Raw genomic sequence first — 24,117 nt, forward strand, 5'->3', positions numbered from 1 at the left:
AGCGAAATTGTTATAAAGTATATAAATTAAGCACATTAACCAATCATTATACCTATCCCATTAATTTGTCATTTGGGTCATGCAGCTTAAAGGTGCTTAGGCATAATAAAATCTAAGATGAGAGAATCATGAATAACCAATACTCCTCAATGCGAAGTAATGTCAATATGTTAGGCACTTTACTGGGCAATGCAATAAAACGCGCCACTGGCAATGAAACCTTTGATTTAGTTGAAAAAATAAGAAAGCTATCAAAATCAGCTCAACAAGGAAACACCCAAGCACATAATGAGCTACTCAAATTAATTGAAAACCTTAATGATGATGATTTATTACATGTTGCACGGGCATTTAATCAGTTTTTAAATTTAGTCAATACGGCTGCTGAATATTATGGTATTTCTCCCCATGGAGAAGCATCTAGTAGCCCCAAAAAAATGACTGAATTATTTAGTACACTTAAAAATCTCGATTTTTCAAATCAAACTATTACCGAAGCGATTAATGAGTTATCGATTGAATTGGTGCTAACTGCACACCCGACAGAAATTAATCGCCGAACCATGATAAATACTTATACGGCTATTAATAACTGTTTATCTCAACTGGATCATGATGATTTAGCCGACTATGAAATAGAACGAATTATGCGCCGCTTAAAACAGTTAGTTTGTCAGGCATGGTATACCGATGAAATCCGCAAAAAACGCCCTACCCCCATTGATGAAGCTAAATGGGGATTTTCGGTCATTGAAGATAGCTTATGGGAAGGTGTGCCGCTATTTTTGCGTGAACTTAATGACCAGTTAGTCGATGCCTTTGATGAGCAATTACCAGTTGATCATGTGCCTATTAAATTTACCTCATGGATGGGTGGCGATCGTGATGGTAATCCAAATGTGACAGCTAAAGTAACCGAAAAGGTCATGCTACAAGCGAGATTAAAGGCAATTGAGTTATTTTTAGCAGATATTCAAATACTGGTACGTGAACTTTCAATGACGGAATGTAGTGATTCAGTCATTGATCTATTAGATGAAAAAAACAAAACTGTTTCCGAGCCCTATCGAGCTGTAATGAAACAGTTACGAACACGTTTGATTAACACTCACAATTATATTGAAGCTTTGCTGAATAATGAGCGAGTATTACCACCCAGTGATATTTTAATTAAAAATGAACAGCTATGGATGCCACTTTATACCTGTTATGAGTCATTAATTGATCACGGTATGTCAACTATAGCCCATGGTCCATTACTTGATACTTTACGACGCATTAAAAGTTTTGGTTTACAATTAGTTAAATTAGACATTCGCCAAGACAGCTCAGTACACACTGAAGCGCTTGATGCATTAACCAAAGAGCTTAATTTAGGTAGCTATGCAAAATGGACAGAGCAAGAAAAACAAGCGTTTTTATTAACTGAATTACAATCTAATCGACCATTATTGCCTTATAACTGGCAACCAGATCAAATGGTTCAAGAAGTTTTAGATACCTGTCGTGTTATCCAAAAAGCTGGCGAAGAATCGATTGCCTCTTACGTAATATCAATGGCTAAAGCCCCTTCTGATATATTAGCTGTTTACTTGTTATTGAAAATTGTTGATTGCCAAAAATATATTCCTGTTGCACCGTTATTTGAGACATTAGAAGATTTAAATAACGCAAAATCGGTGATGCAAAAACTGCTGGATATTCCTTGGTATCGCGACAAAATTCAAGGTAAGCAGATGGTAATGATAGGCTACTCCGACTCGGCTAAAGATGCAGGGACACTCGCAGCATCTTGGGCACAATATCGATCGCAAGAAGAATTAGTTAGCTTATTTGAAAAGTATGATACTAATTTAGTGCTATTCCACGGGCGAGGCGGTTCAATAGGTCGAGGTGGAGCACCAGCACATGCGGCACTGCTTTCACAACCACCGGGTTCATTAAAAGGCGGACTTAGAGTTACCGAACAAGGTGAAATGATCCGTTTTAAACTTGGTCTACCAGAAGTTGCTCTAAGCAGTTTAATGCTGTATACATCAGCGATTTTACAAGCCAACTTATTGCCGCCGCCTGCACCCAAACAAGAATGGCGCAATATCATGGATGAAATGTCTAAAATTTCGTGCAATTGCTATCGCAGTTATGTACGAGAACGAGCTGAGTTTGTTGATTATTTTAGAGCAGTAACACCAGAAGCTGAATTAGGTAGATTACCACTTGGTTCAAGACCACAAAAACGTCGAACTGGCGGTGGTATCGAAAGTTTACGTGCTATTCCATGGATTTTTGCTTGGACACAAAACCGTTTAATGGTGCCATCTTGGCTTGGTGCCGGTAGTGCACTTAGAGTAGCTATTGAAGAGGGTAAACAAAATCTTCTTAAAGAAATGTATCACAATTGGCCTTTTTTTAATGCTCGATTAGGTATGCTTGAAATGGTCTATGCCAAAGCCGCACCAAACATCCACGAATATTATGAACAACGTTTAGTCGATCCTGCACTATGGCCATTAGGTGAAGAACTAAGAAATTTGTTAACCCAAGATATCAATACCGTGCTAACCATTACCGATGATATTAGCTTAATGGCTGATTTACCTTGGATAGCACAGTCGGTGGCATTGCGTAATACTTATATTGAACCATTAAATTTATTACAGGCTGAGTTATTAAGTCGTTCACGAAAATACAACGATAACGAAAATATTATAGTAGAACAGGGATTAATGATTACTATTTCTGGAATTGCAGCTGGTATGCGAAACTCAGGATAAAAAAGCTCAATACTTTTTCTGCTGTTAACAAAGAACTCGTTTTCTAACGAGTTCTTTGATTTCATTGATGTATAAAATAGCCAAAGTTATTGCTCAATGCCGAAAAAACTCAAATGCTCTAAATCCACCTACATCAAAGATAAGCTCCCTCCGCCGAACAAAAATCAATCTTATTTTCAATAAAAACTGTTAGAAAAGGTATTGATTTTATTGAATTTTTTATTTTTTGTTTTTTATAATAATCATTTAATAATGTATGTTAGCCGATAGCATATTTTTAAGTATTTTCGGTAACATCCCAATAAAAAAATAAACCCCGAATGATATCGAGGTTTGTCAACAATCTAAAAAGCACAATGTTTTTTTATTTTTTAGGTAATAACTGTTCTAAATAAGCTTTAGCGTCTTGATCGCCTTGTTCGCTAGCTTTAGTGAACCAATAGATAGCACGCTCTTGATCTTTATCAATACCTTCACCTTCCAGATATTTAACACCTAAATTATATTGAGCATCTACACTGCCTTGCTCTGCAGCTTTTAGATACCATTCAACGGCTTTTTTCTCGTCTTTATCAACACCACCGCCTACATCGTACATCACACCAATATTATATTGGGCATCGGCATTACCCGCTTCAGCAGCTTTAGTAAACCAATATGCAGCTTGTGTATTGTCTGGTTTAGTTCCCGTTCCTGTCGCATACATAATAGCTAAATTATACATAGCTAGCACATACCCTCGTTCTGCCGCTTGTGTATAAAAATAGTTAGCGGCAACATAATCTTGGGTTAGACCATCGCCATTTTCTGACATTAGCCCTAAATAATATTGCGCTTCTGGAATATTATCTTTCGCAGCTTTACTAAACCAATCAGCCGCTATCATGCGATCTTTTGTTACTCCATCACCAAAAAAATACATAATACCGAGATTTAAATAAGCATCATAAATACCCTCATCACCTGCTTGTGAAAAATAATCAATCGCAGCTAATGTGTTTTTTCCTATACCGTCACCTTCTTTATACATTAAAGCTAAATTATATTTAGCCAATGCATAATTTTGAGCTGCAGCTAATTTAAAATATTTAAACGCTTCATTTAAATTACGCTCAGTACCTAGACCATTTTGATACATAAACCCTAAATTATTTTGTGCTTTGGCAAGTCCTTGTTCGGCTGCTTTTTTGTACCAAAAAAAAGCACGAACATCACTTTCTTCAACACCCAATCCTTGTTTATAAATACCACCTAATGAGTACTGAGCTTCTGCGTTTCCTTTTTCTGCAGACAAACGCAAAGAAGGGAGCAACGACTCTGACTCTTTAAGCTTTAATTGGGCATCGCTTGATTGCACCTTATAATTTGTAGCCATTGCACAACAAGAAATGGATAATAATAGTACTAATAAAATTTGATTTTTTTTCATATTTTTTAATTATAATGATATTAATAATAATTATACATAAATGCGACCAAAGGGAATAGTTTTTGTTTAATACTTATTCATTTTGAAATTATATATTTTTAATATCAAGCTATATGAGTTTATTTTCCCTTTAATAAACAACATAATATATTAAATTATAAACCAAGTTCATCCCAAATTTCATCAATCCGAGCAACAACTTTAGGATCTTTCTTGATAATCTTTCCCCACTCGCGATTGGTTTCCCCCTTCCATTTATTAGTCGCATCCAACCCCATTTTAGAACCCAATCCAGAAACCGGCGAAGCAAAGTCTAAATAGTCGATAGGTGTATTATCAATAAAAGTAGTATCACGCTGTGGATCCATACGTGTTGAAATAGCCCACATAACATCTTTCCAGTCACGGGCATTAATATCATCATCACAGACAATCACAAATTTTGTATACATAAATTGCCTTAGATAAGACCAAACCCCCATCATGACTCGTTTAGCATGGCCTGGATACTGTTTTTTAATTGTCACAATCGCAATACGGTATGAGCATCCTTCGGGGGGTAAATAAAAATCGACAATTTCAGGAAATTGTTTTTGCAAAATTGGTATAAAGACCTCATTCAACGCAAGTCCCATTACCGCGGGTTCATCTGGTGGTCTACCGGTATAGGTTGAATGATAAATCGCATCTTTACGACGTGTTAAATGTGTCACGGTAAATACAGCAAATTGCTCAACTTCATTATAATAACCGGTGTGATCACCATACGGACCTTCTGATGCTAACTCATTAGGATCAATATAACCTTCAAGCACGATTTCTGCACTAGCTGGAACCTCTAAATCGTTTGATAACGATTTCACCACTTCGGTTCGACTACCGCGTAATAATCCAGAAAAAGCATATTCGGATAAAGTGTCTGGCACGGGTGTCACTGCAGCTAAAATGGTTGCCGGATCAGCGCCAATCACAACACTAACAGGGAATTTTTGGTTAGGATTTGCTTGTTGCCACTCGGCAAAATCAAGCGCCCCACCACGATGTGAAAGCCAGCGCATAATTAATTTATTTTTGCCTAAAAGCTGCAAGCGATAAATACCCACATTTTGTCGATCTTTATAAGGACCTTTAGTAATAGTCAGTCCCCAAGATAACAGCGGTGCCACATCATCAGGCCAGCAATGCATAATGGGTAAACGCGTCAAATCCACTTCATCATCCTTAAAAATCACCTCTTGGCAAGGGGCTGATGAACGATGTTTGACTGGCATATTTAGTACTTGTTTATATTTAGGTAATACATTAAAAAATTGCCGTATGCCTTTGGGTGGTTCGGGTTCACGCAAAAATGCCAATAACTCACCAATTTCACGCAAAGCTAAAGTATCTTCATGCCCCATACCCATCGCAACGCGCTTAGCTGTGCCAAATAGATTACATAAAACAGGCATATCATAGCCAATTGGGTTTTCGAATAATAAGGCAGGACCTTCGCTGCGTAATACGCGATCAGCAATTTCGGTCATTTCAAGATAAGGATTAACAGGAAAAGTAATTCGTTTTAATTCACCTTGCTGTTCAAGATAATCTAAAAAATCTCTAAAATTTGAAAAATGCATGTATTATCACTCCCTGTTACTAGCTCATCTTGAGTTAACCAAATCTAAAAAAGTCTTTTAATCCTCAATGGAAACCTGTCGTTCAATTTAATTAATCAGCATCAAAGTTTTCACTGTAAATAGGTACTTGTTTATTTTGATTACACGCCACAATTTTAGGTAATAGGGTTTCAAACTGCTTTTTGTCGATTTCAATAAATTCATCCTGCTCAACTTGATAAAATAAATATTCTTCAGATTCATCATCGAATCGGAACGAGGCGAGCCAGTCATTGCGATCATCACTATTTTCATTAGCAAATATCTGAATAATACTATTTTCACGCTTTTCGGGTTGGTCATGTAATTTATAATCAATGATCTTCTCAGCGATTTTAGCGTCATATTCATCAAAAATAATATAATCACTTTGATTGAATTGGCACTTTTTTATACTTATTTCAGCATGACTGATTGGTATAAAAAAACATAAACAGGAAAATACAAGAGCAGATAGACTCAATTTCATTTTCGACCTCTTAATTAAGATTTAATCAAACTATGAATTTTAACAATAGCCTCACTGTTATTTGGCGATACAGTAAGACTAGTAGCCTCATCAATCGTTAGCCATTGATAAGCTAAATGTTCAGTAAGCACAGGTGTTATCTCATTAATAAGAGGTAGATAAAACCAATGTTCTTTATTTATTTTAACTTCTGGCGCATATCTATGTCTAAATTGAGGAAAAATCTCAAACTCAACGGTATGCTTTGCATCTATTAACTTAAGATTTTGCCCTATAATATCAATGCCTGTTTCTTCAAGAACTTCACGAATCGCAGTATCTAATGGCGATTCATTTGTTTCCATGCTACCTGTAACTGATTGCCAAAAACAAGGGTCATCCTTACGCTGCAACATAAGACAACGATTAGTTGTCTGGCAGAAAATCACTACCAGAACAGATTCAGGATTTTTAAATTTTTGCATCACATATCGCTATTTTTTACTTACTTCAATACCCAATTCAGTTAATGCTGCCGCATTTGCTGGACTTGGCGCATCGGTTAATAAACATGCGGCCGCAGTTGTTTTAGGAAATGCTATCACATCGCGGATATTATCGGTTCCACTTAATAACATGCTTAGTCTATCTAATCCAAATGCTAATCCTGCATGAGGTGGTGTGCCATATTTTAATGCATCAAGTAAAAAGCCAAATTTTTCACGTTGATCATGCTCATCAATACCTAAAATTGAAAAAACTGCTTGCTGCATTTCACTGCGATGAATACGAACCGATCCACCACCCACTTCATAACCATTTATAACCATATCATAAGCATTCGCAACAGCATTTTCCGGGTTCTTGATAAGCTCTTCGGGTGTATAATCTTTTGGTGATGTAAATGGATGATGCATCGCCGTTAGTCCTTCATCGGTTTCTTCAAACATAGGGAAATCAACAACCCAAAGCACAGCCCATTTACTTTCATCAGTTAAGCTTAAGTCCTTACCAACTTTTAAACGTAATGCACCGAGTGCATCACTTACAACTTTATAACTATCGGCACCAAATAATAAAATATCGCCATCTTTAGCATTGGCTCGATTAAGTAGGGCTTCCATTTGTGATTCATTAAAGAATTTTGCCACAGGGCTTTGTACGCCTTCTAAGCCTTTATGGCGTTCATTAACCTTAATCCATGCCATACCTTTAGCACCATAAACCGAAATGAATTGTGTATATTCATCTAACTGCTTGCGTGTTAATTGGGCGCCATTTGGTACACAAAGTAAAGCTACGCGACCTTTAGGATCATTGGCTGGAGTTGAAAACACTTTAAAATCAACATCTTTAACAATATCAGCCACGTCAATAATTTCGAGCGGATTACGTAAATCGGGTTTATCGCTACCAAAACGACGCATCGCCTCAGCAAAAGTCATGATAGGGAACTGGCCTAAATCGACATTTTTAACATGCAACCAAAGTTCACGAATCATTTGTTCCATAACCTCACGCACTTGTTCGGCCGTCATAAATGACGTTTCAACATCGATTTGGGTAAATTCAGGTTGACGATCAGCTCTCAAATCTTCATCTCGAAAACATTTTACAATTTGATAATAGCGATCAAATCCTGACATCATCAGCAATTGCTTAAATAACTGTGGCGATTGTGGAAGGGCATAAAATTCACCTTTATGAATTCGGCTTGGCACTAAATAGTCTCGAGCTCCTTCCGGTGTTGCTTTGGTTAACATAGGGGTTTCAATATCTAAAAAACCATGCTCGTTCATAAATGAACGAACAAACGCAGTAATTTTGGCTCGAGTTTTAAAAATCGTTGCCATTTCAGGGCGACGAAGATCAATATAACGATATTTTAAACGCTGTTCTTCACTATTGTTTTGATTAAAATCAAGAGGTAAAACATCGCTACGGTTAAATATAGTCAGCTCAGTGGCCAGAATTTCAACCTCGCCAGTTGCCATCTCTTTATTGATTTGACCTTCAGGGCGAGCTCTTACTTTTCCTTTGATTTGAATACAAAATTCATTACGTAACTCACCCGCAAGTTGATACGCTTGTTGATAATCTGGGTCGAAAAACACCTGAACAATGCCTTCACGATCGCGCATATCAATAAAAATCATACCGCCTAAATCCCGACGTTTATTGACCCACCCACACAATGTTACTTCTTGATTAATATGAGATGCCGTTAACTGACCGCAATAAATTGAACGCATAAAATATCCTGTTTAAGTATCAATCTTTAAAAATAGTGTTTATTATAAAACAAATAAAACCCTTATAAAGGCATTTATTGAGATTTCTTCTTTAATTGTTTAAATATTTTGTGTTGTTATTACCATATTGTTTACTAACGTGTAATTGATGGAACTTGTTTGTTGACGTAAGTAAATTAGGTTATGTATATTAACTACACAATGATAATTGTTGCTTATGATTTTAGTGACCATAACTAATTTTATTAACAATAAAATATTCTATGAGGCCATAAGGATGGAAATGTTAAAAGACTACAGAGTGCATGCTCTTGCACTAGTCGTTGTTTTAGTATGTGAGTTCATCGGTAAACAATCGATTTGGACTATCTCAGTGTACCCGATGTTATACGCCATGATTATTGGCGGAATAATTAGTCTTCCCAAATTTAAAATATTAAAACTAAAAAATATGAATCATGCCAGTACCATCATGATGGTTACTTTAATGCTACTTGTTGCCAAGCTTGGCGTTTCGGTTGGTCCTAAAATTGATATGATTTTAGAAGATGCGAAATTAGCCTTAGTTTTTCAAGAGTTAGGTCATTTTGCCGGCACGATTTTATTAGGCTTACCACTGGCAATGATATTAGGCATGAAACGCGAAGCGGTGGGCGCAACTTATTCAGTTGCTCGCGAACCCAATATCGCGATCGTTGCCGACAAATATGGATTAGATTCTGCTGAAGGTCGTGGTGTTATGGCAATGTATGTGTGTGGCACGCTTTATGGCGCTATTTGGATGAGCATACTTGCTAGCGTAATGGCAAAATTAGATATCCTCCATCCTTATGCGTTAGCGATGGGGGCTGGGGTTGGAAGTGGTAGTATGATGGCGGCATCACTTGCACCAATAAGTGATCTTTATCCTCAAATGGCTAGCGAAATCAAAGCCTATGCAACAACAGCAAATTTAATATCAAGTATTGTTGGTATTTATATTTATACACTATTTTCGTTACCTTTTGCCTCTTTCTTATATAACCTTTTTGCCCGCTTACGACGTAACAAAGAAGGAGCGTTATCATGAAATGCCTAGAAACAATATTTTTACTGATCTTAGTTGCCATTATTATGGCCGCCGGCAATACTGTAGGTTACAAAATTGATTTTATGCTGTCACTACAAGCATTATCAATCTTAGTTGCTATCTCAATAGCCGGCTATTTAGTTGGTAAAACTCCACTATTAAACAAATTTCCAGTTATATTATGGGTATCAGTCGTAGCCGCAGTTGTTTCATCACCAATCTTTCCTTATCACGAACAAGTTGTTTCAATTACTGATCAAGTTTCTTTATTGGCTGTCTGTACCCCAGTACTTGCTTATGCAGGACTAGCTATTGGCAAAGATTTAGCATTATTTAAAAGTATCTCTTGGCGAATCATTCCTGTTTCTTTAGCCGTGTTTTCAGGTACCTTTATTTTTGCGGCAATCATTGCACAAATCACCTTGCATTGGGAAGGTGTTATCTAATTTGAATTAGGATTTAACGTATGACAAAAGAAGAACTTAAAAAAAAGGTTTGTAACGCAATAGCAAACCGAAAAGCTGACATCAAAGCGATTGCTCAGTCAATTTGGGCAGAACCAGAACTTGGTTATAAAGAACACAAAACCGCTAAAAAAGTCGAAGAAGCCTTTGAAAAATTGGGTGTACCATTTAAAAATAAATTAGCTCTAACTGGCGTAAAAGGTCGCTTAAAAGGCGGAAAAGGTAGTCAGTACAGCATTGCTGTTATTGGTGAGCTTGATGCCATTATTTGTGCTGATCACCCTGCTGCTGACGAAACATCTGGCGCTGCGCACTGTTGTGGGCATAATGCGCAAATTGCCAATATGATGGCAGTTACGATGGGATTAATTGATGCAGGAGCTATGCAATTTTTAGCGGGCGATGTCGTACCTTTTGCGGTGCCTGCTGAAGAATATGTTGAAATCACTTATCGAAATCGCTTAATTAAAGAAGGTAAAATCAAATATATTGGTGGCAAACCAGAGCTAATTTCGCGGGGTGAATTTGACGATGTTGATATGGCACTGCAAATACACTTAACTAGCGTACCCAATGACCGCCAAGATGGTTTTATCGAAATATCAACCACCAGTAATGGTTTTATCGGTAAACTGATTAAATATAAAGGCGAAGCATCACACGCAGCTGCTGCACCACATGCAGGTGTCAATGCCTTAAACGCAGCAATGATGGGAATGATGGGTGTACACGCGATTCGCGAAACATTTCAAGAAAAAGACTATATTCGATTCCATCCGATTATTACTCAGGGCGGTGATTTAGTTAATGTAGTTCCAAGCGATGTGAGAATGGAAAGTTATGTGCGAGCAGGCAATGTGCCCGCCATGATTGATGCCAATGAACGAATTAATCAAGCACTAAAAGCAGGCGCTATGGCAGTTGGTGCCACCTGTGAAATTAAGGACTTGCCTGGCTATTTACCATTAAATAACAATCCAACGCTTAACGAGCTTTTAAAACGTAATGCCGAAGAGTTAATTGGTGAAGAAAATGTTTCAGTTGCCCCTCATATGACAGGAAGCACCGATACTGGCGATCTATCCCACATAATGCCTGTTAGCCACCCATGGATTGGTTCGGTTCGGGGTGTTTTACACGGTAAAGATTATACCGTATTTGATGAGGAGATGGCTTATATCCGTCCTGCGCAAATGATGGCTTGTACAATTATCGATTTACTTTATGACGACGCCAAAGCTGCACAAACGCTGATGTCAGAATATAAGCCACTTATGACCAAAGAAGAATATTTAACATTCCTATCTGGCTTTGACAAATAATCTTAATCACTTGGCACATTGGTGTGCCAAGTTTCTGTTATAATGCTTTGTCATAATTAACCCAATAATCATCCACTATGCAAGAACTGACTGATCAAGAACTGTTTCGTTATGATAGACAAATCACATTGCGTGGTTTTGATATTGATAAACAACAAATATTAAAAAACAGTTCAGCACTGATCATCGGTTTAGGCGGACTTGGCTGTGCGGCATCACTCTATTTGGCTGCATCGGGTTTAGGCAAATTAACGTTAGTTGATTTTGACACCATATCAAAATCCAACCTAAATCGACAAATTTTATATACCGAAACAGATATCAATCAATACAAAGTCGAGGTCGCAAAAAAAGCCTTAACCAATATCAATGCCAATACGTTAATTGACACAGTGCATCAGCAACTTGACGATGACAAGCTCATTACGCTTATCAAACAGCATAATATTGTCATCGACTGTACTGATAACTTAGTGACACGAGAGCAAATTAACCGTTGTTGTTTTCATGTAAAAAGACCGCTCGTTTCTGGTGCAGCTATCCGTATGGAGGGGTTATTAAGCGTATTTACTTATCAGCCTGATGAGCCTTGTTATCACTGTTTGAGTCGCTTATTTGGTCAAGATCAACTCACATGTGTTGAAGCAGGTGTCATGGCGCCGCTTGTTGGCATGTTTGGCACCATGCAAGCCTTAGAAGCCATCAAAGTGCTAACCCAATATGGAAAACCATTAATTGGTCGTGTACTAATGATTGATACAATGACAATGGAATTTAACCAAGTTAAATTTACCAAACAACTTAACTGTCGCATTTGTGGAAACAGTCATACTAATTAGGTTTCGCAATGAAAATTAACCGCATTATTTTAGCACCCATGGAGGGTGTGCTTGATTATCAAGTCAGACAACTTTTAACTTCAATTAACCAATTTGATTATTGTGTGACTGAATTTATTAGAGTAACCCATCATAAATTATCTAATCGAACCTTTTATCGCCTATGTCCTGAGCTTTACCATAACGGAAAAACTAAATCTGGCACGCCAGTTCGGGTGCAAATTCTTGGCCAGTCGCCAGAATGGATGGCAGAAAATGCCGTTAAAGCCATTGAATTAGGCTCCTATGGTATCGATATCAATTTTGGTTGCCCTGCCAAAACGGTCGTTGGTAGTCACGGAGGCGCTTATTTATTACAATATCCCGAGCAGATATTTAATATTGTCAGCCAAGTAAGGCAAGCGATCGGAGTAACCAATAGGTTATCAGTCAAAATTCGCTTAGGATGGGATAATAAATCACATTGTCACGACATCGCAAGCGCAATTGAACTTGCCGGTGCCAATGAAATTGCCATTCATGGTCGAACCAAAGAAGACGGCTATAAAGCCGAAAAAATAGATTGGCAAACAATAGGTCAAATCAAACAACATCTAAACATACCCGTTATTGCTAATGGTGAAATTTTTTCTATTGAGGATGCAAAAAATTGCATAAACCAAAGCCAAACTAACGATATTATGCTAGGCCGTGGTATTTTAACGATTCCTAACTTAGCCAATATGATTCGAACTGAACAATCACCATTCAATTGGCAACAAGTGATGGAAATATTGATCCACTATGCAACATCCTCCATAGATGACGTTAAACCGCTTTATCATTCTGCACGCATCAAACAGTGGCTTGCTTACTTAAAACAGCACTATGCTCAAGCAGCAGACGTTCTACAAAATATTCGAACACTCAAATCACAGCAAGAGATCTGTGATTTTTTAGCGAATAATAGCCTAAATAAGCGCCTTAGGTAATAATAAAATAGCTAATTGGTGTTCATTTATTATAACGATGTAGAGGGATGGGGGTTCATAAAAATCGGTCAGGAAAGGTATTGATTTTATTAAAGTTTTTGACAAGCTATTTCACCAAAAAACTTTAATAAATCAATACTTTTTTGTGATTATAATTGATTGGGTGCAGTGGTTTCGGACGTATTAGCTTTGTTGAACAAAATAAACTTCGAATTTAAACCACAACAACCGCACTCCCAATAAAGCGCCCCAACTACGCTAGGGCGCTGTTCTTTAATAAATTATCCTCTGTTTGCACCATCTCCCCCCCCTCCACGGCCTAAGGATTAAGGGCTAAGAAATAAAAGCTAAGGTGTGGTGCAATAAATGTGCTCGCGGTACGACCCATCTCTAATGCGGACATCACCGCCATAGACAACAAAGTAGACACCGCTATCTGTAGCGTCGCTTGTCCAGCTGGAGTCCCAGAAGCCTATAAAGTTGGAGCCCCCGTCAATGTAATAATGGCCTAAGTCGCCCCACTCCGTGAAAAATCCTGCGCCTATATAACGCGTGTTATACCATGTATTTGACGACGGCGTGGCACCATCTATGCCATCATAACATGGGAACCGATTATCTGAACCACACTTCGCGTTAGTTAACTCCTTGAGCTTTGGCGCACGATAACCCAAACTACCACACCAAGATATTTGGTTAGACCAATAATCCTGTTTAGTACCTCGATGGACAAACCACTGTCTCAACACAAATCCATACCTCACCTCATTCCCACTACTATCTCTACCCACCAACTCAAATGTCTGCGGCAAAGATGGCACGGTTAAAGGGCTAGGATTATCTGACTGCATTTGAGCATCACTTGCCTTAGGTCCCGTTAAGGTTACTCGCGTTACATAACTAGATCTATCATCATCCTCATAAATCCACGCATCCTCTTCCTCACCTTGTTTTGGCAGTCTCCAACTCACCGTAGCTGTTATCCCTCCACGCGAGACTGAAGGCCATGTCAACTGACTGGCATCAACCCCAGCTATGAGTAAATCAAAATACAAACCATCCCCCCCCATTGTTGGAAAATTAAGGCCGTAAGATGACGAACTTGTTGACTGAACTAAAAATCCCTTATTAGGAACCATGCTAGAGGGTTTGAAGACAGAACCATTAGTATTCGGCCTGACAAAACAAATACGAGTACCACCATACGGATTAATATAATACGTCACTGTTTGACTACTAAAATTTCTTGTATTAGGTAACCCGTACTTTGTTTGTAAACCTCCTCCTGTACTACTTAATGTCATCTTATAAGGAACCTTACAAATATCTAATGCTTCACTACGACTTACAGTATTATTATCCGCATCAGTAAAACTCACCGATACACTTCCCGTCGCAGTAACACCATTAGTACCCTGACCATCCCCATCGTCATCTCCCCAATTACCTTGAGTAATTAAGTCATTTAAACTGACTGTATTTACCGATAATGGCACCACCATGTGTATATCATTAAAAGTAGTTCCATTGACTAGCTTTATCGGATTTCTCGAACTTGATGTGTTAGTTGATGGCTTGAGGGTTCTACCATCCGGCAACTCAATAGCTAATAGATTATCCGTCGAAGTCACTTTAGTTAGTCCACCATCAAACGTTAAATACGGCGCGTTACCCTCAATTTTCCTTGATGTATGCGATGTTAATGCCTGAGAACCTTGCGTGTATGATAATAAAAGCAGTGGTGCAAAGAACAGCGAGAATTTAGTTGATTTAAATAAGTTATGTGATTTAGATAACCTAAATAAATTAGATAGGTTAGAGAAGAAAAATGAAAAAGGTAAAAAACTCAACCTCCACAAAAAAAACACCGATATATCCGACAACTTTACTAAACGTGATGATTTCGATAACTTCGGTGATAAAAATAAGAAAAGAGTCTGATTTTGACTATAGTGAAAATAAAAAAGATTTAGGGCGTAGGTTTGGCAAGCAAGATGCCAGATATGATAGTCATGGTAACGCATTTCGATTATCCAGTCAATTAAATTTATGTTTTTATTTAAATTTAAATAAAAACAGCTCAATTAATGAGCACTACTTTATTTTAAAGTGCCTGAATCATATCCTGTTGATTAATAATGCGCTATTTTTTTTGTTGAAAATTTGTAAAGTTTTATTAAATAGATAGCTCGTAGAAATAAATAATTATACTTTGTTGAATAAATGCAGCAATTATTGAAAATATTATCATCATAAAAATCAATAATATTACATTGATTTTATTAACAATATGAACATTAGCGTAATGAAGAACAAGCGACAACAGGCCAAAAAACCATAATGTATCTACAAATTTATTTTGATAGAAATAAATTGAAATATCAAAATCTAGTAACCGAAATACGTCTAAAAAAAAACAACTCAATAAAAAATAAACTACACCACCAATAATGGGGAGAGTAAAAAAAGACACTTTATTCATCTTATTTCATTATTAATTTTACCTAAACGTTCCTGTTATCTAAAATTTTTAACAAAATTTTAATTATTGTTTGTTGTTAATCAATTCGTTTAATAAAGTGTTTGATCTTAAATCCCATAGCAATCAACGACGCAAAATAGACAACGATTCCAACAATTACCAATGCAAACAATCGCCCAATACGAACCAACATTGAACCGGTTGACCAGTCAGGTAATAAGTGTGAACCAAACCATAATGCCGCAGACATTAAAATTACCGCTATGATGATTTTGATTAAAAATCCATACCAACCGGATTGCGGTTGATAAAGTTGTTTTTTACGTAATTGCCAATACAATAATCCAGCATTAAAGCAAGCGGCTAAACCAATGGATAGTGAAAGGCCTGCATGCTGTAATGGCCCAATAAAAACGAGATTCATTAGCTGTGTTAAAATTAAGGTGACAATTGCAATTTTGACGGGTGTTTTAATGTCTTGACGCGAATAAAATGCGGGTGCTAACACTTTAATTAAAATCAATCCAAGTAGACCGATAGAGTAAGCAACTAAAGCTCGCTGTGTCATCAATGTATCATTTAAGGTAAATTGGCCATATTCAAATAACGTTGATATAAGCGGGCGAGAAATAACACCTAATGCAATCGTGCTTGGTAAAGCCAATAAAAAGCAGAGGCGCAATCCCCAATCTAACAACTCTGAATATTGTTTATGATCGCCTTTAGAAAAGCTTTTAGCTAACGATGGCAATAATATAGTACCTAATGCCACACCAAGCACACCGGCAGGGAATTCCATTAATCGATCCGCATAATACATCCACGAAACCGAGCCAGAAACAAGAAATGAGGCAAAAATAGTATTAATAATTAATGATATTTGCCCAACAGATACCCCTAAAATTGCCGGCCCCATCTGTTTTAAAACCCGCCAAACACCACTATCTTTAAAATTTATACGAGGCAAGACTAGCATGCCAATCTTTTTTAAATAAGGTAGCTGATAGAGTAATTGTAAAATCCCACCAACACCAACCGACACAGCAAGCGCTAATACCGGAGGGTTAAAGTAAGGTGTTAAAAATAGCGTGAATATAATCATACTCACATTAAGTAGTGTTGGCACAAAAGCGGGAACAGAGAAACGATTCCATGTGTTGAGTATAGCGCCAACAAGTGAAGCCAGTGATATAAAAAAGATATAAGGAAAGGTTATACGCAACATGGTCGTTGCAAGTTCAAATTTTTCGGTTGACTCTTGCATAAATCCTGGTGCAGTTAACATAATAACAAAAGGTGCGCTGACAACACCAATTAAAGTAACAATAGCTAATACTAGCGTTAATAAACCTGCAATATAAGCAACAAAGGTACGCGTTGCTTCAATCCCTTGCTGATTTTTATATTCAGCTAAAATAGGCACAAAGGCTTGCGAAAAAGCACCTTCAGCAAAAATACGCCGTAGTAAATTAGGAAGTTTAAAGGCCACAAAAAAAGCATCGGTCGCCATGCCAGCGCCAAAAAAACGCGCAATAATAGCATCACGCACAAAACCTAATACGCGAGAGACCATCGTCATTGAACTAACTGTGGCTAAAGATTTTAGAAGATTCATTGATAATATAACGTGCCTAAAACGGACAATGGACATAGTCTACAAATTATTAACTAAAATCACCATCTTTTTTCCATTAACTTGGCTTTTAAGAAAAACACAAAAATTATATTTAATGATTTTTATATTCAGCTCTTGTGCACTTAATCAATTCGAAGACTGTGATTATGGATTCTTTATGAAGTAATAAATATTGATATGAATTTGTTAGATAAATGGTGGGTCGTGAGCGATTCGAACGCTCGACCAACGGATTAAAAGTCCGCTGCTCTACCGACTGAGCTAACGACCCATTTGACAAAAACCACTTTAGCTTTAATGCTTAAAGCCACAAGCAATTTCGGGTTGGTATAATACTTATAATTATAATGCTACGCAACCCTTTTATTGTCATTTTTACGCAATAGCCGGTTATTTATACACTTTACTTTAGTGACGCTAATTTTTTATTCGCAAGCGCAACTGCATTCTTATCTTTTGAATACTTATTCACCACTTGTTGAAAAACCGCTTTGGCATTTTTAGTGTCTCCTTTATCAAGTAAAATTAATCCTACTTTATAAAGGCTATCAGCGGCTTTTGGTGAAGAGGGGAAATCTTTTACCACAGTCGCATAATAAAATGAAGCATCATCTTTTTTGTTTTGTTTATATGAAAGTTGACCAAGCCAATAATTAACGTTGGCTCGGTAATTAGACTTTGGGTAGGTTTTTAAATACTTTTGAAACGCAGCAATGGCCTCGTTATTTTGTTTACCTTCATTAACAAACTGCATAACAAAATTATAATCAGCTTTATCATCACCTGAGGTTGTCCATCCCGATAAATCTGACGACGAAGATGTTGATGAAGTCGAATCAGAAGATGGAGCGGAGCTATTTTCTTGTGAGTCAGAATTAGAATTTGATGAAAATCCAGAACCATTAGCCATTTGCTGTAAAATCATTTTTTGGCGTTCAATTGTCTGATTCAGTTGATATTTTGTTTCCTCTAACTGACCGCGGAGTGTATCTACATCGGCTTGTAAATCGCTAATTTTTTGTTGGTTTTGAATTATTAACTGCCCTTGAGCTTGAATAGTTCGATCAATATCAGAACTACCCGCAGCACAACCATAACCTGTAAATAAAAGGAACAGGAACAATGTGAGTATTTTTTTATGCATATTATTAGACTCGGCGTGAACTTAAAAAATAAAAACGGCTGAATAATCAGCCGTTATAAGATGCTATTAATATCCAGCATAAGTTACTACAGCACGACGGTTTTTAGCATAAGCTGCTTCATCATGCCCTAATACAGCTGGTTTTTCTTTACCATAAGAAACAATTTCCATTTGGCTTGCAGAAGCACCATTACCTTGTAGGTATGATTTAACCGCAGCTGCACGACGTTCACCTAAAGCGATGTTATATTCAGGAGTACCGCGTTCATCAGCATGACCTTCGATAACAACTTTTACGTTATTTGCACGAATAAATACAGCGTGTGCATTTAATAATGTTTCATATTCAGACTTAACATTATATTTATCAAAATCAAAATATACTGTATTAGTTTGTTGTAATTTTTGAAGTTGTTCTAAGGCTTCTTTTGATAAAGTACCATTTAAATTACCGCCTGCATTACGGCTACTATTAGATGAACATGCAGTTACAGCGATTAATGGTAAAGCAACCGCTGCTACTTTAAGAAATTTAGAAAATTGCATTGTATTAACTCCTTTGTTAAATAAATTATTACTTATATTTTATAAATCTAACCAACTTAAAAGTAACGCCAGTTACTAACCAGAAAGATTAGAAGTATATATTATAACGACCTTAAACTTTACACAATTTTAATAATCTTAATATTGTATAATTTTTAAGCTCTTCTTATAAATATGGTGACCATGCTGGGAATTTTACCTGTCCATCAGTTGCTGGTAACCTTGCTTTGAAGTTACCATCGGTAGATACAAGATTCAAAATGGTACCTAATCCTTGTGATGAACTATAAATAATCATAGTACCATTTGGTGCAATACTTGGCGTTTCATCTAAAAAAGTATCGGTTAAACGTTGATAAGTTTTTGTGTCCATATCATATCGAGTAATATGTTGTTCGCCATTATTAGTTGAGATCATTGCAATAAAAGAACCATCAGGTGATACTCGAGCGTTCTGATTCTGCGTATTATCCCACGTTATTCTTTGAGGAGAACCGCTATTGATATTAATACTATATAATTGAGGACGTCCCGCTTGGTCAGATGTGTAAACAATAGTTTGATTATCAGGCATCCAAGATGGTTCCGTATCATTACTACGGCTAGATGTAATTTGCGTGATTTTTTTGCTAGATAAATCCATCATATATAAATTTAAGCTTCCTCCTTTAGATAAAGCAAAAGCTAATTTGCTACCGTCTGGAGAAAATGCCGGAGCACCATTATGTTGAGGAAAAGATGCAATTGTTTGAACAGCACCGCTCTCTAATGTTTTTAAAACCAATGCAGAATGACCGCCCTCAAAAGTCACATAAGCTAATTTTTTACCATCAGGTGACCAAGTAGGAGACATTAACGGTTCTTTAGAACGATGAACTGTGGTTTGATCATAACCGTCATAATCAGATACTCTTAATTCATGCGAAAAAGGCCCTTTGGTTGTTTTAACAACATAAGCAATTCGGGTTCTAAATGCGCCTTTAATACCCGTTAGTGATTCAAAAATTTCGTCACTAGCAGTATGCGCCGCATAACGAACCCAGCGTTTTTCAATAGAAAATTGGTTTTGTGCCAGAACGGTACCTGGACGGTTGACTGTATCAACTAATTGATAATTTATAAGGTATTTTCCGGATGCATCAGGTTGAATTGAACCAACTACAACTGCTGAAACACCAAGATTGTTCCATACCGCAGGGGTCACCTCTGAAGCAGTGGTTGGCTTTTGAGGCATGCGATTAACTTCAATAGGATTAAACTTACCGCTATTACGCAAATCAGAAGCAATAATATCTTCAATAATTTGTGGTGGCTCACCGCCACCAGTCCATTTGAATGGAGCAACAGCGATTGGTTTAGCAGAATTCACACCATCGGTAATAATAATTCTGACTTCAGAATTAGCCAGCGTGGTAAAAAATAAAATAAAACAAGTTGTCAAAAAGCGAGAAGCGAATTTGATCATCTTAAATTCCTTAATAAAAGCAAGAAACATTGAGTTAAATTAAACATAAACCGATAAAAAAACAGAAAAAACCTTTGAAAATTAATGTATTGCCGTTAACTAGCTACACATACTAAACTTTACAAAATATAAACAATTTTATAGCGAGAAAGATAGCCGATATCCGGTAACAAGTCCATAGTCTTTAAAATAAAAAGATTTGTATAATATTCATGGTTTTACTCTATAAAATACTCAAAGTAATAATAAAAAAATTATTCTAATTGTATGTATCTATACTAATCCTATTTAAATAAGGTTTAAAGAGTTTGAAAAGATATTTTTATACATGAAAAAGAACGAATATATCAAAAGATTTACAATTTTGGTGGTGACCATAAGAAAGTGGTAATTTTGCTTAAAAAGATGCCATTATTTTTGGCAATTTTCACAATAAAAAGTGTTACGCTGTCCTATTTTTTGTGATTTTATTTCTATTCCACAAATTATGCACGGTTCATCTTTGCGCCCATAAACTTGTAGCTCTTGCGCAAAATATCCGGGTTTGCCATCAGACTGAAGGAAATCCTTTAGTGTTGTCCCGCCTTGTTCTATTGATTTGGTAAGAACTTGTTTAATGGAAGCAACCAATCTTTCAAATTCATTTAATTGTAAGGAGTTTACTTTACGATTAGGATTGATTTTTGCCATAAATAACGATTCAGAAGCGTAAATATTACCGACGCCAACCACAATATGGTTATCCATAATCCAGTTTTTAATAGGAACTTGTCGATTTCGGGCTTTATTGAATAAATATTCTGCTGAAAATTCATTGCTTAAAGGCTCAGGTCCTAAATGTTGTAATTGAGATATTTGGTCTAATGAATTTGCCCAAAGCCAAGATCCAAAACGCCTTGGATCGGTATAACGTAAGATGACACCATTGTCTAAGACTAGATCGATATGATCGTGCTTTTCTGCTCTTTGGTGATTTTGTAAAATACGTAAGCTACCTGACATTCCCAGATGAATTACAATCCAATTGTTAGATAGCTGTAATAATAAATATTTTGCACGCCGTTTTATATCTAAAATAACTTGTCCATGAGCATTACTTATAGCCCTATCAACTGGCCAGCGTAATTTAGATTGTCTAACAATAATTTTATCTATAGTTTGTCCCTTTAAATAAGGTAAGATGCCTCGGCGACTGGTTTCAACTTCCGGTAATTCAGGCATATTCTTTCCTCTCTTAGTTATTTAATAGGTCTGTAACCCAAGTTGGTGCTTGCTGAGCAGGTACTGGCTGGTTATTGCCAGAGCATAAGCTCTGTGGATTAATCGTCCATACAGGTAAAGATCGAATACCACTTCCATTACATTGCCACCGCCCATCGCTATCAATAGGTACCATAAAAATATTTTGAGGTTGTGGTAATACTAATTTCTTTGGTGGGTTATTTTGTAAATATTCACTATAAATTTTTAAAGCACCCGTTGCACCAGTCAATTTCATTGGGGAATGATCATCTAAACCAATCCAAATAACAGCAACATTTTTACCGTCAATCCCTGTAAACCAGCTATCACGAGAATCATTACTTGTTCCAGTCTTAGCAGCTAAATTAAACGAACCGTATTTAGCTTTTAATGAACGAGATGTCCCAGAATTAACCACTTGTTGCATAGCGTAAGTAGTTAAATATGCCGATTGTTGAGATACAGCCTGAAGCTGTTGCGGATAGCTTTGATAAACAAGCTCACCTTTATCCGTTAATACATATCTTAAAATAGAAAGTGGAGAACGTTGACCATTATTAGCTATCGTTTGAAACATCTGTGCAGTTTCTAACGGTGTTAATTCTAAAGCACCAAGTAACCTTGATGGTAAATTAGGTATCCGCTCTGCGGGTACGCCCAACGCTTGTAAAGTATTCTTTGTTGCATCAAGCCCTAATGCCATACCTAAATTAACAGTAGGTACATTGAGTGAAAGCGCTAAGGCGTCAACTAACATAACCCGATCGCGGAATTTACGATCATAGTTTTTCGGCTCCCAAAAACCCCCACCATCAAGCTTAATTGATAAAGGATTATCATTAAGCCAAGTATTAAGTTGGTAATGATCCGGTTGTCCAAGTGCGGTTAAATAAGTTGACGGTTTAGCTAATGAACCAATTGCTCGTTGAGTTAACCAAGCACGATTATAACCCGGATAACGAGGTTCTGCGCTACCAATAATTGAGCGAATTTCTCCAGTCTCACGACTTACAATCACCATTGCTGTTTGTAATTCTTTATTGGTTGATGTACGCAATTTCTCTATTTCATTAGTAACCGCCTGCTCTGCAGCGGATTGAGCCACAGGGTCAAAGGTAGTGAAAATTTTCATACCAGACAGATGATCTGCTTTATCACCTAACTGTTTTCGAAGTTCACTACGCACAACTTGCATAAATGCAGGCTGTGGTGAAATCACGCCACCTTTAGGTAGAACTGTTAGTGGGCGCTGACTTAATAAAGTATATAACTCATCATCAATAATACCTTGTTGCTCAGCGAGTTTTAAAACCACATTACGACGTTCAATAACTTGTTGAGGTTGTGTCCAAGGATTATATTGTGAAGCCCCTTTTACCATACCAACTAGTACTGCTTGCTGATCCAATGTAAGTTCATTAACAGGGCGACCAAAATAGTAAAGACTTGCTAATGGAAAACCATGAATCTCTTCACTACCTGCTTGTCCCAAATAAACTTCATTTAAATAAAGTTCTAAAATACGTTCTTTGCTATAACGACCATCCAAAATCAATGCCATATAAGCTTCACGTATTTTTCGACTTAAACTACGTTCATTAGTTAAAAAAAGATTTTTAACCGTTTGCTGGGTTAATGTACTCCCACCTTCGGTACGACCTGTTGTTAAATTAACAAAAATAGCACGGCCAATAGAATATAAACTTACACCATGATGATCATAAAAACGTTTATCTTCCGTTGCAACTAATGTTTGTAACAACGAATCTGGGAACTCCTTTAATGGCACAAATAACCGTTGCTCGCCATTTGGAGAATGCATCATAGTAATTAATTTAGGATCAATTTTAAGTAATCCAAAATCACGTCCTGTCTCTAGATTAGTAATACGATCGATACGATTTTCATAAAAAGTAATTCTGACTCTAAACGCTTGCTCTTCACCATCAGGAAAAGTAAAAGGTCGACGATAAACTTCAACTGCATCATTACTTACAATAAATTCACCGGGACGAGTAGCTTTAGTATCTTGCTGACGATATTGTGCACCAACTAATAGTGTCACTACATCGTTTAAGCTATATTCACTATCAGGCTCAAGATCAATAATTTGACCATAAACCGCTGCTGGCAACTCCCACACATTTCCGTCAATCCGCTCTTTGATTTGTTGATCAAGATAGACGCCATAAATGATAGCCACAGCAGCAAATACGAGAAATAACTTAAATAGTAATGTTAAAAATCGTCGCCAAAGTGTAGTCTTTTTATTTTTTTTAGTCCTTTTAGAAGATCGTTTTTTTGCTGTTTTAGTTGATGTGTTCAAACTGCACCTAACATTTATTATCCAATAAAATTAGCTTATGATAACATAAT

General features: G+C 36.8%; 18 protein-coding genes and 1 tRNA gene. 6 read left to right on the forward strand and 13 right to left on the reverse strand.

Annotated elements, in window-relative coordinates; translation table 11 throughout:
* The first annotated feature begins 128 nt into the window (after window positions 1–128).
* Window positions 129–2,774 carry a phosphoenolpyruvate carboxylase gene (gene ppc / locus GQ598_RS06055; RefSeq protein WP_160402921.1) on the forward strand — a complete coding sequence of 882 codons (2,646 nt, stop codon included), beginning with the start codon at window positions 129–131 and terminating at the stop codon, window positions 2,772–2,774.
* Between the two features lie 364 nt (window positions 2,775–3,138).
* Here the strand turns inward: ppc and GQ598_RS06060 are convergent, their stop codons facing one another.
* The 5 genes from GQ598_RS06060 to aspS all read right to left on the reverse strand — a co-directional run bounded on the left by GQ598_RS06060 (window position 3,139) and on the right by aspS (window position 8,561).
* Complete coding sequence (locus GQ598_RS06060; protein ID WP_160402923.1) at window positions 3,139–4,203, reverse strand: SEL1-like repeat protein; 1,065 nt, start codon at window positions 4,201–4,203, stop codon at window positions 3,139–3,141.
* 155 nt (window positions 4,204–4,358) lie between these two features.
* Complete coding sequence (gene ubiD / locus GQ598_RS06065; protein WP_160402925.1) at window positions 4,359–5,822, reverse strand: 4-hydroxy-3-polyprenylbenzoate decarboxylase; 1,464 nt, start codon at window positions 5,820–5,822, stop codon at window positions 4,359–4,361.
* 91 nt (window positions 5,823–5,913) lie between these two features.
* Window positions 5,914–6,330, reverse strand: a complete 417-nt coding sequence (locus tag GQ598_RS06070) for a hypothetical protein (RefSeq protein WP_160402927.1) — start codon at window positions 6,328–6,330, stop codon at window positions 5,914–5,916.
* Window positions 6,331–6,344: 14 nt separating this feature from the next.
* Window positions 6,345–6,794: a dihydroneopterin triphosphate diphosphatase gene (gene nudB, locus GQ598_RS06075; protein WP_160402928.1), complete on the reverse strand. Its 450-nt coding sequence runs from the start codon at window positions 6,792–6,794 to the stop codon at window positions 6,345–6,347.
* 9 nt (window positions 6,795–6,803) lie between these two features.
* Window positions 6,804–8,561, reverse strand: coding sequence for an aspartate--tRNA ligase (aspS, locus tag GQ598_RS06080; protein ID WP_160402930.1), 1,758 nt, complete (start codon window positions 8,559–8,561; stop codon window positions 6,804–6,806).
* Between the two features lie 277 nt (window positions 8,562–8,838).
* Between aspS and GQ598_RS06085 the strand changes: the two genes are divergently transcribed.
* The 5 genes from GQ598_RS06085 to dusC all read left to right on the forward strand — a co-directional run bounded on the left by GQ598_RS06085 (window position 8,839) and on the right by dusC (window position 13,226).
* Window positions 8,839–9,630 carry a DUF3100 domain-containing protein gene (locus GQ598_RS06085; protein WP_160402932.1) on the forward strand — a complete coding sequence of 264 codons (792 nt, stop codon included), beginning with the start codon at window positions 8,839–8,841 and terminating at the stop codon, window positions 9,628–9,630.
* Window positions 9,627–10,076 carry a hypothetical protein gene (locus tag GQ598_RS06090; RefSeq protein WP_160402933.1) on the forward strand — a complete coding sequence of 150 codons (450 nt, stop codon included), beginning with the start codon at window positions 9,627–9,629 and terminating at the stop codon, window positions 10,074–10,076. Before GQ598_RS06085 ends, GQ598_RS06090 begins: the two co-directional genes overlap by 4 nt.
* Window positions 10,077–10,096: 20 nt before the next feature.
* Entirely contained in the window at window positions 10,097–11,416 is a 1,320-nt protein-coding gene (locus GQ598_RS06095; RefSeq protein WP_160402935.1) for an amidohydrolase, read from the forward strand.
* 77 nt (window positions 11,417–11,493) lie between these two features.
* Window positions 11,494–12,255 (forward strand): molybdopterin-synthase adenylyltransferase MoeB, encoded by a 762-nt coding sequence (locus tag GQ598_RS06100; RefSeq protein ID WP_160402936.1) that lies wholly within the window; start codon window positions 11,494–11,496, stop codon window positions 12,253–12,255.
* A gap of 8 nt (window positions 12,256–12,263) precedes the next feature.
* Window positions 12,264–13,226 (forward strand): tRNA dihydrouridine(16) synthase DusC, encoded by a 963-nt coding sequence (gene dusC / locus GQ598_RS06105; protein ID WP_160402939.1) that lies wholly within the window; start codon window positions 12,264–12,266, stop codon window positions 13,224–13,226.
* A gap of 347 nt (window positions 13,227–13,573) precedes the next feature.
* On the opposite strand, the gene GQ598_RS06110 is transcribed toward dusC, so the two are convergent.
* From GQ598_RS06110 to mrcB, 8 genes are all read right to left on the reverse strand, one after another.
* Window positions 13,574–15,250 (reverse strand): hypothetical protein, encoded by a 1,677-nt coding sequence (locus GQ598_RS06110; protein ID WP_160402941.1) that lies wholly within the window; start codon window positions 15,248–15,250, stop codon window positions 13,574–13,576.
* A 534-nt stretch (window positions 15,251–15,784) separates the two neighbouring features.
* The gene (gene murJ / locus GQ598_RS06115) at window positions 15,785–17,323 is read right to left on the reverse strand and encodes a murein biosynthesis integral membrane protein MurJ (RefSeq protein ID WP_160402943.1); all 1,539 of its coding nucleotides are present in this window, start codon (window positions 17,321–17,323) and stop codon (window positions 15,785–15,787) included.
* Window positions 17,324–17,539: 216 nt separating this feature from the next.
* Window positions 17,540–17,615, reverse strand: a tRNA-Lys gene (locus GQ598_RS06120).
* A gap of 132 nt (window positions 17,616–17,747) precedes the next feature.
* Window positions 17,748–18,488 (reverse strand): tol-pal system protein YbgF, encoded by a 741-nt coding sequence (gene ybgF, locus GQ598_RS06125; RefSeq protein WP_160402945.1) that lies wholly within the window; start codon window positions 18,486–18,488, stop codon window positions 17,748–17,750.
* A 66-nt stretch (window positions 18,489–18,554) separates the two neighbouring features.
* Entirely contained in the window at window positions 18,555–19,034 is a 480-nt protein-coding gene (gene pal, locus GQ598_RS06130) for a peptidoglycan-associated lipoprotein Pal (RefSeq protein ID WP_160402947.1), read from the reverse strand.
* 166 nt (window positions 19,035–19,200) lie between these two features.
* The gene (gene tolB / locus GQ598_RS06135; protein WP_370516530.1) at window positions 19,201–20,496 is read right to left on the reverse strand and encodes a Tol-Pal system beta propeller repeat protein TolB; all 1,296 of its coding nucleotides are present in this window, start codon (window positions 20,494–20,496) and stop codon (window positions 19,201–19,203) included.
* A 414-nt stretch (window positions 20,497–20,910) separates the two neighbouring features.
* A complete protein-coding gene (gene mutM / locus GQ598_RS06140; protein ID WP_160402950.1) occupies window positions 20,911–21,720 on the reverse strand; it encodes a bifunctional DNA-formamidopyrimidine glycosylase/DNA-(apurinic or apyrimidinic site) lyase in 810 nt (269 codons plus the stop codon).
* A 13-nt stretch (window positions 21,721–21,733) separates the two neighbouring features.
* The gene (gene mrcB, locus GQ598_RS06145) at window positions 21,734–24,067 is read right to left on the reverse strand and encodes a bifunctional glycosyl transferase/transpeptidase (RefSeq protein WP_202112700.1); all 2,334 of its coding nucleotides are present in this window, start codon (window positions 24,065–24,067) and stop codon (window positions 21,734–21,736) included.
* Window positions 24,068–24,117: the final 50 nt, after the last annotated feature.

It is taken from the genome of Gilliamella sp. Pas-s95, assembly GCF_009795795.1.
Lineage (GTDB): Bacteria > Pseudomonadota > Gammaproteobacteria > Enterobacterales > Orbaceae > Gilliamella > Gilliamella bombicola.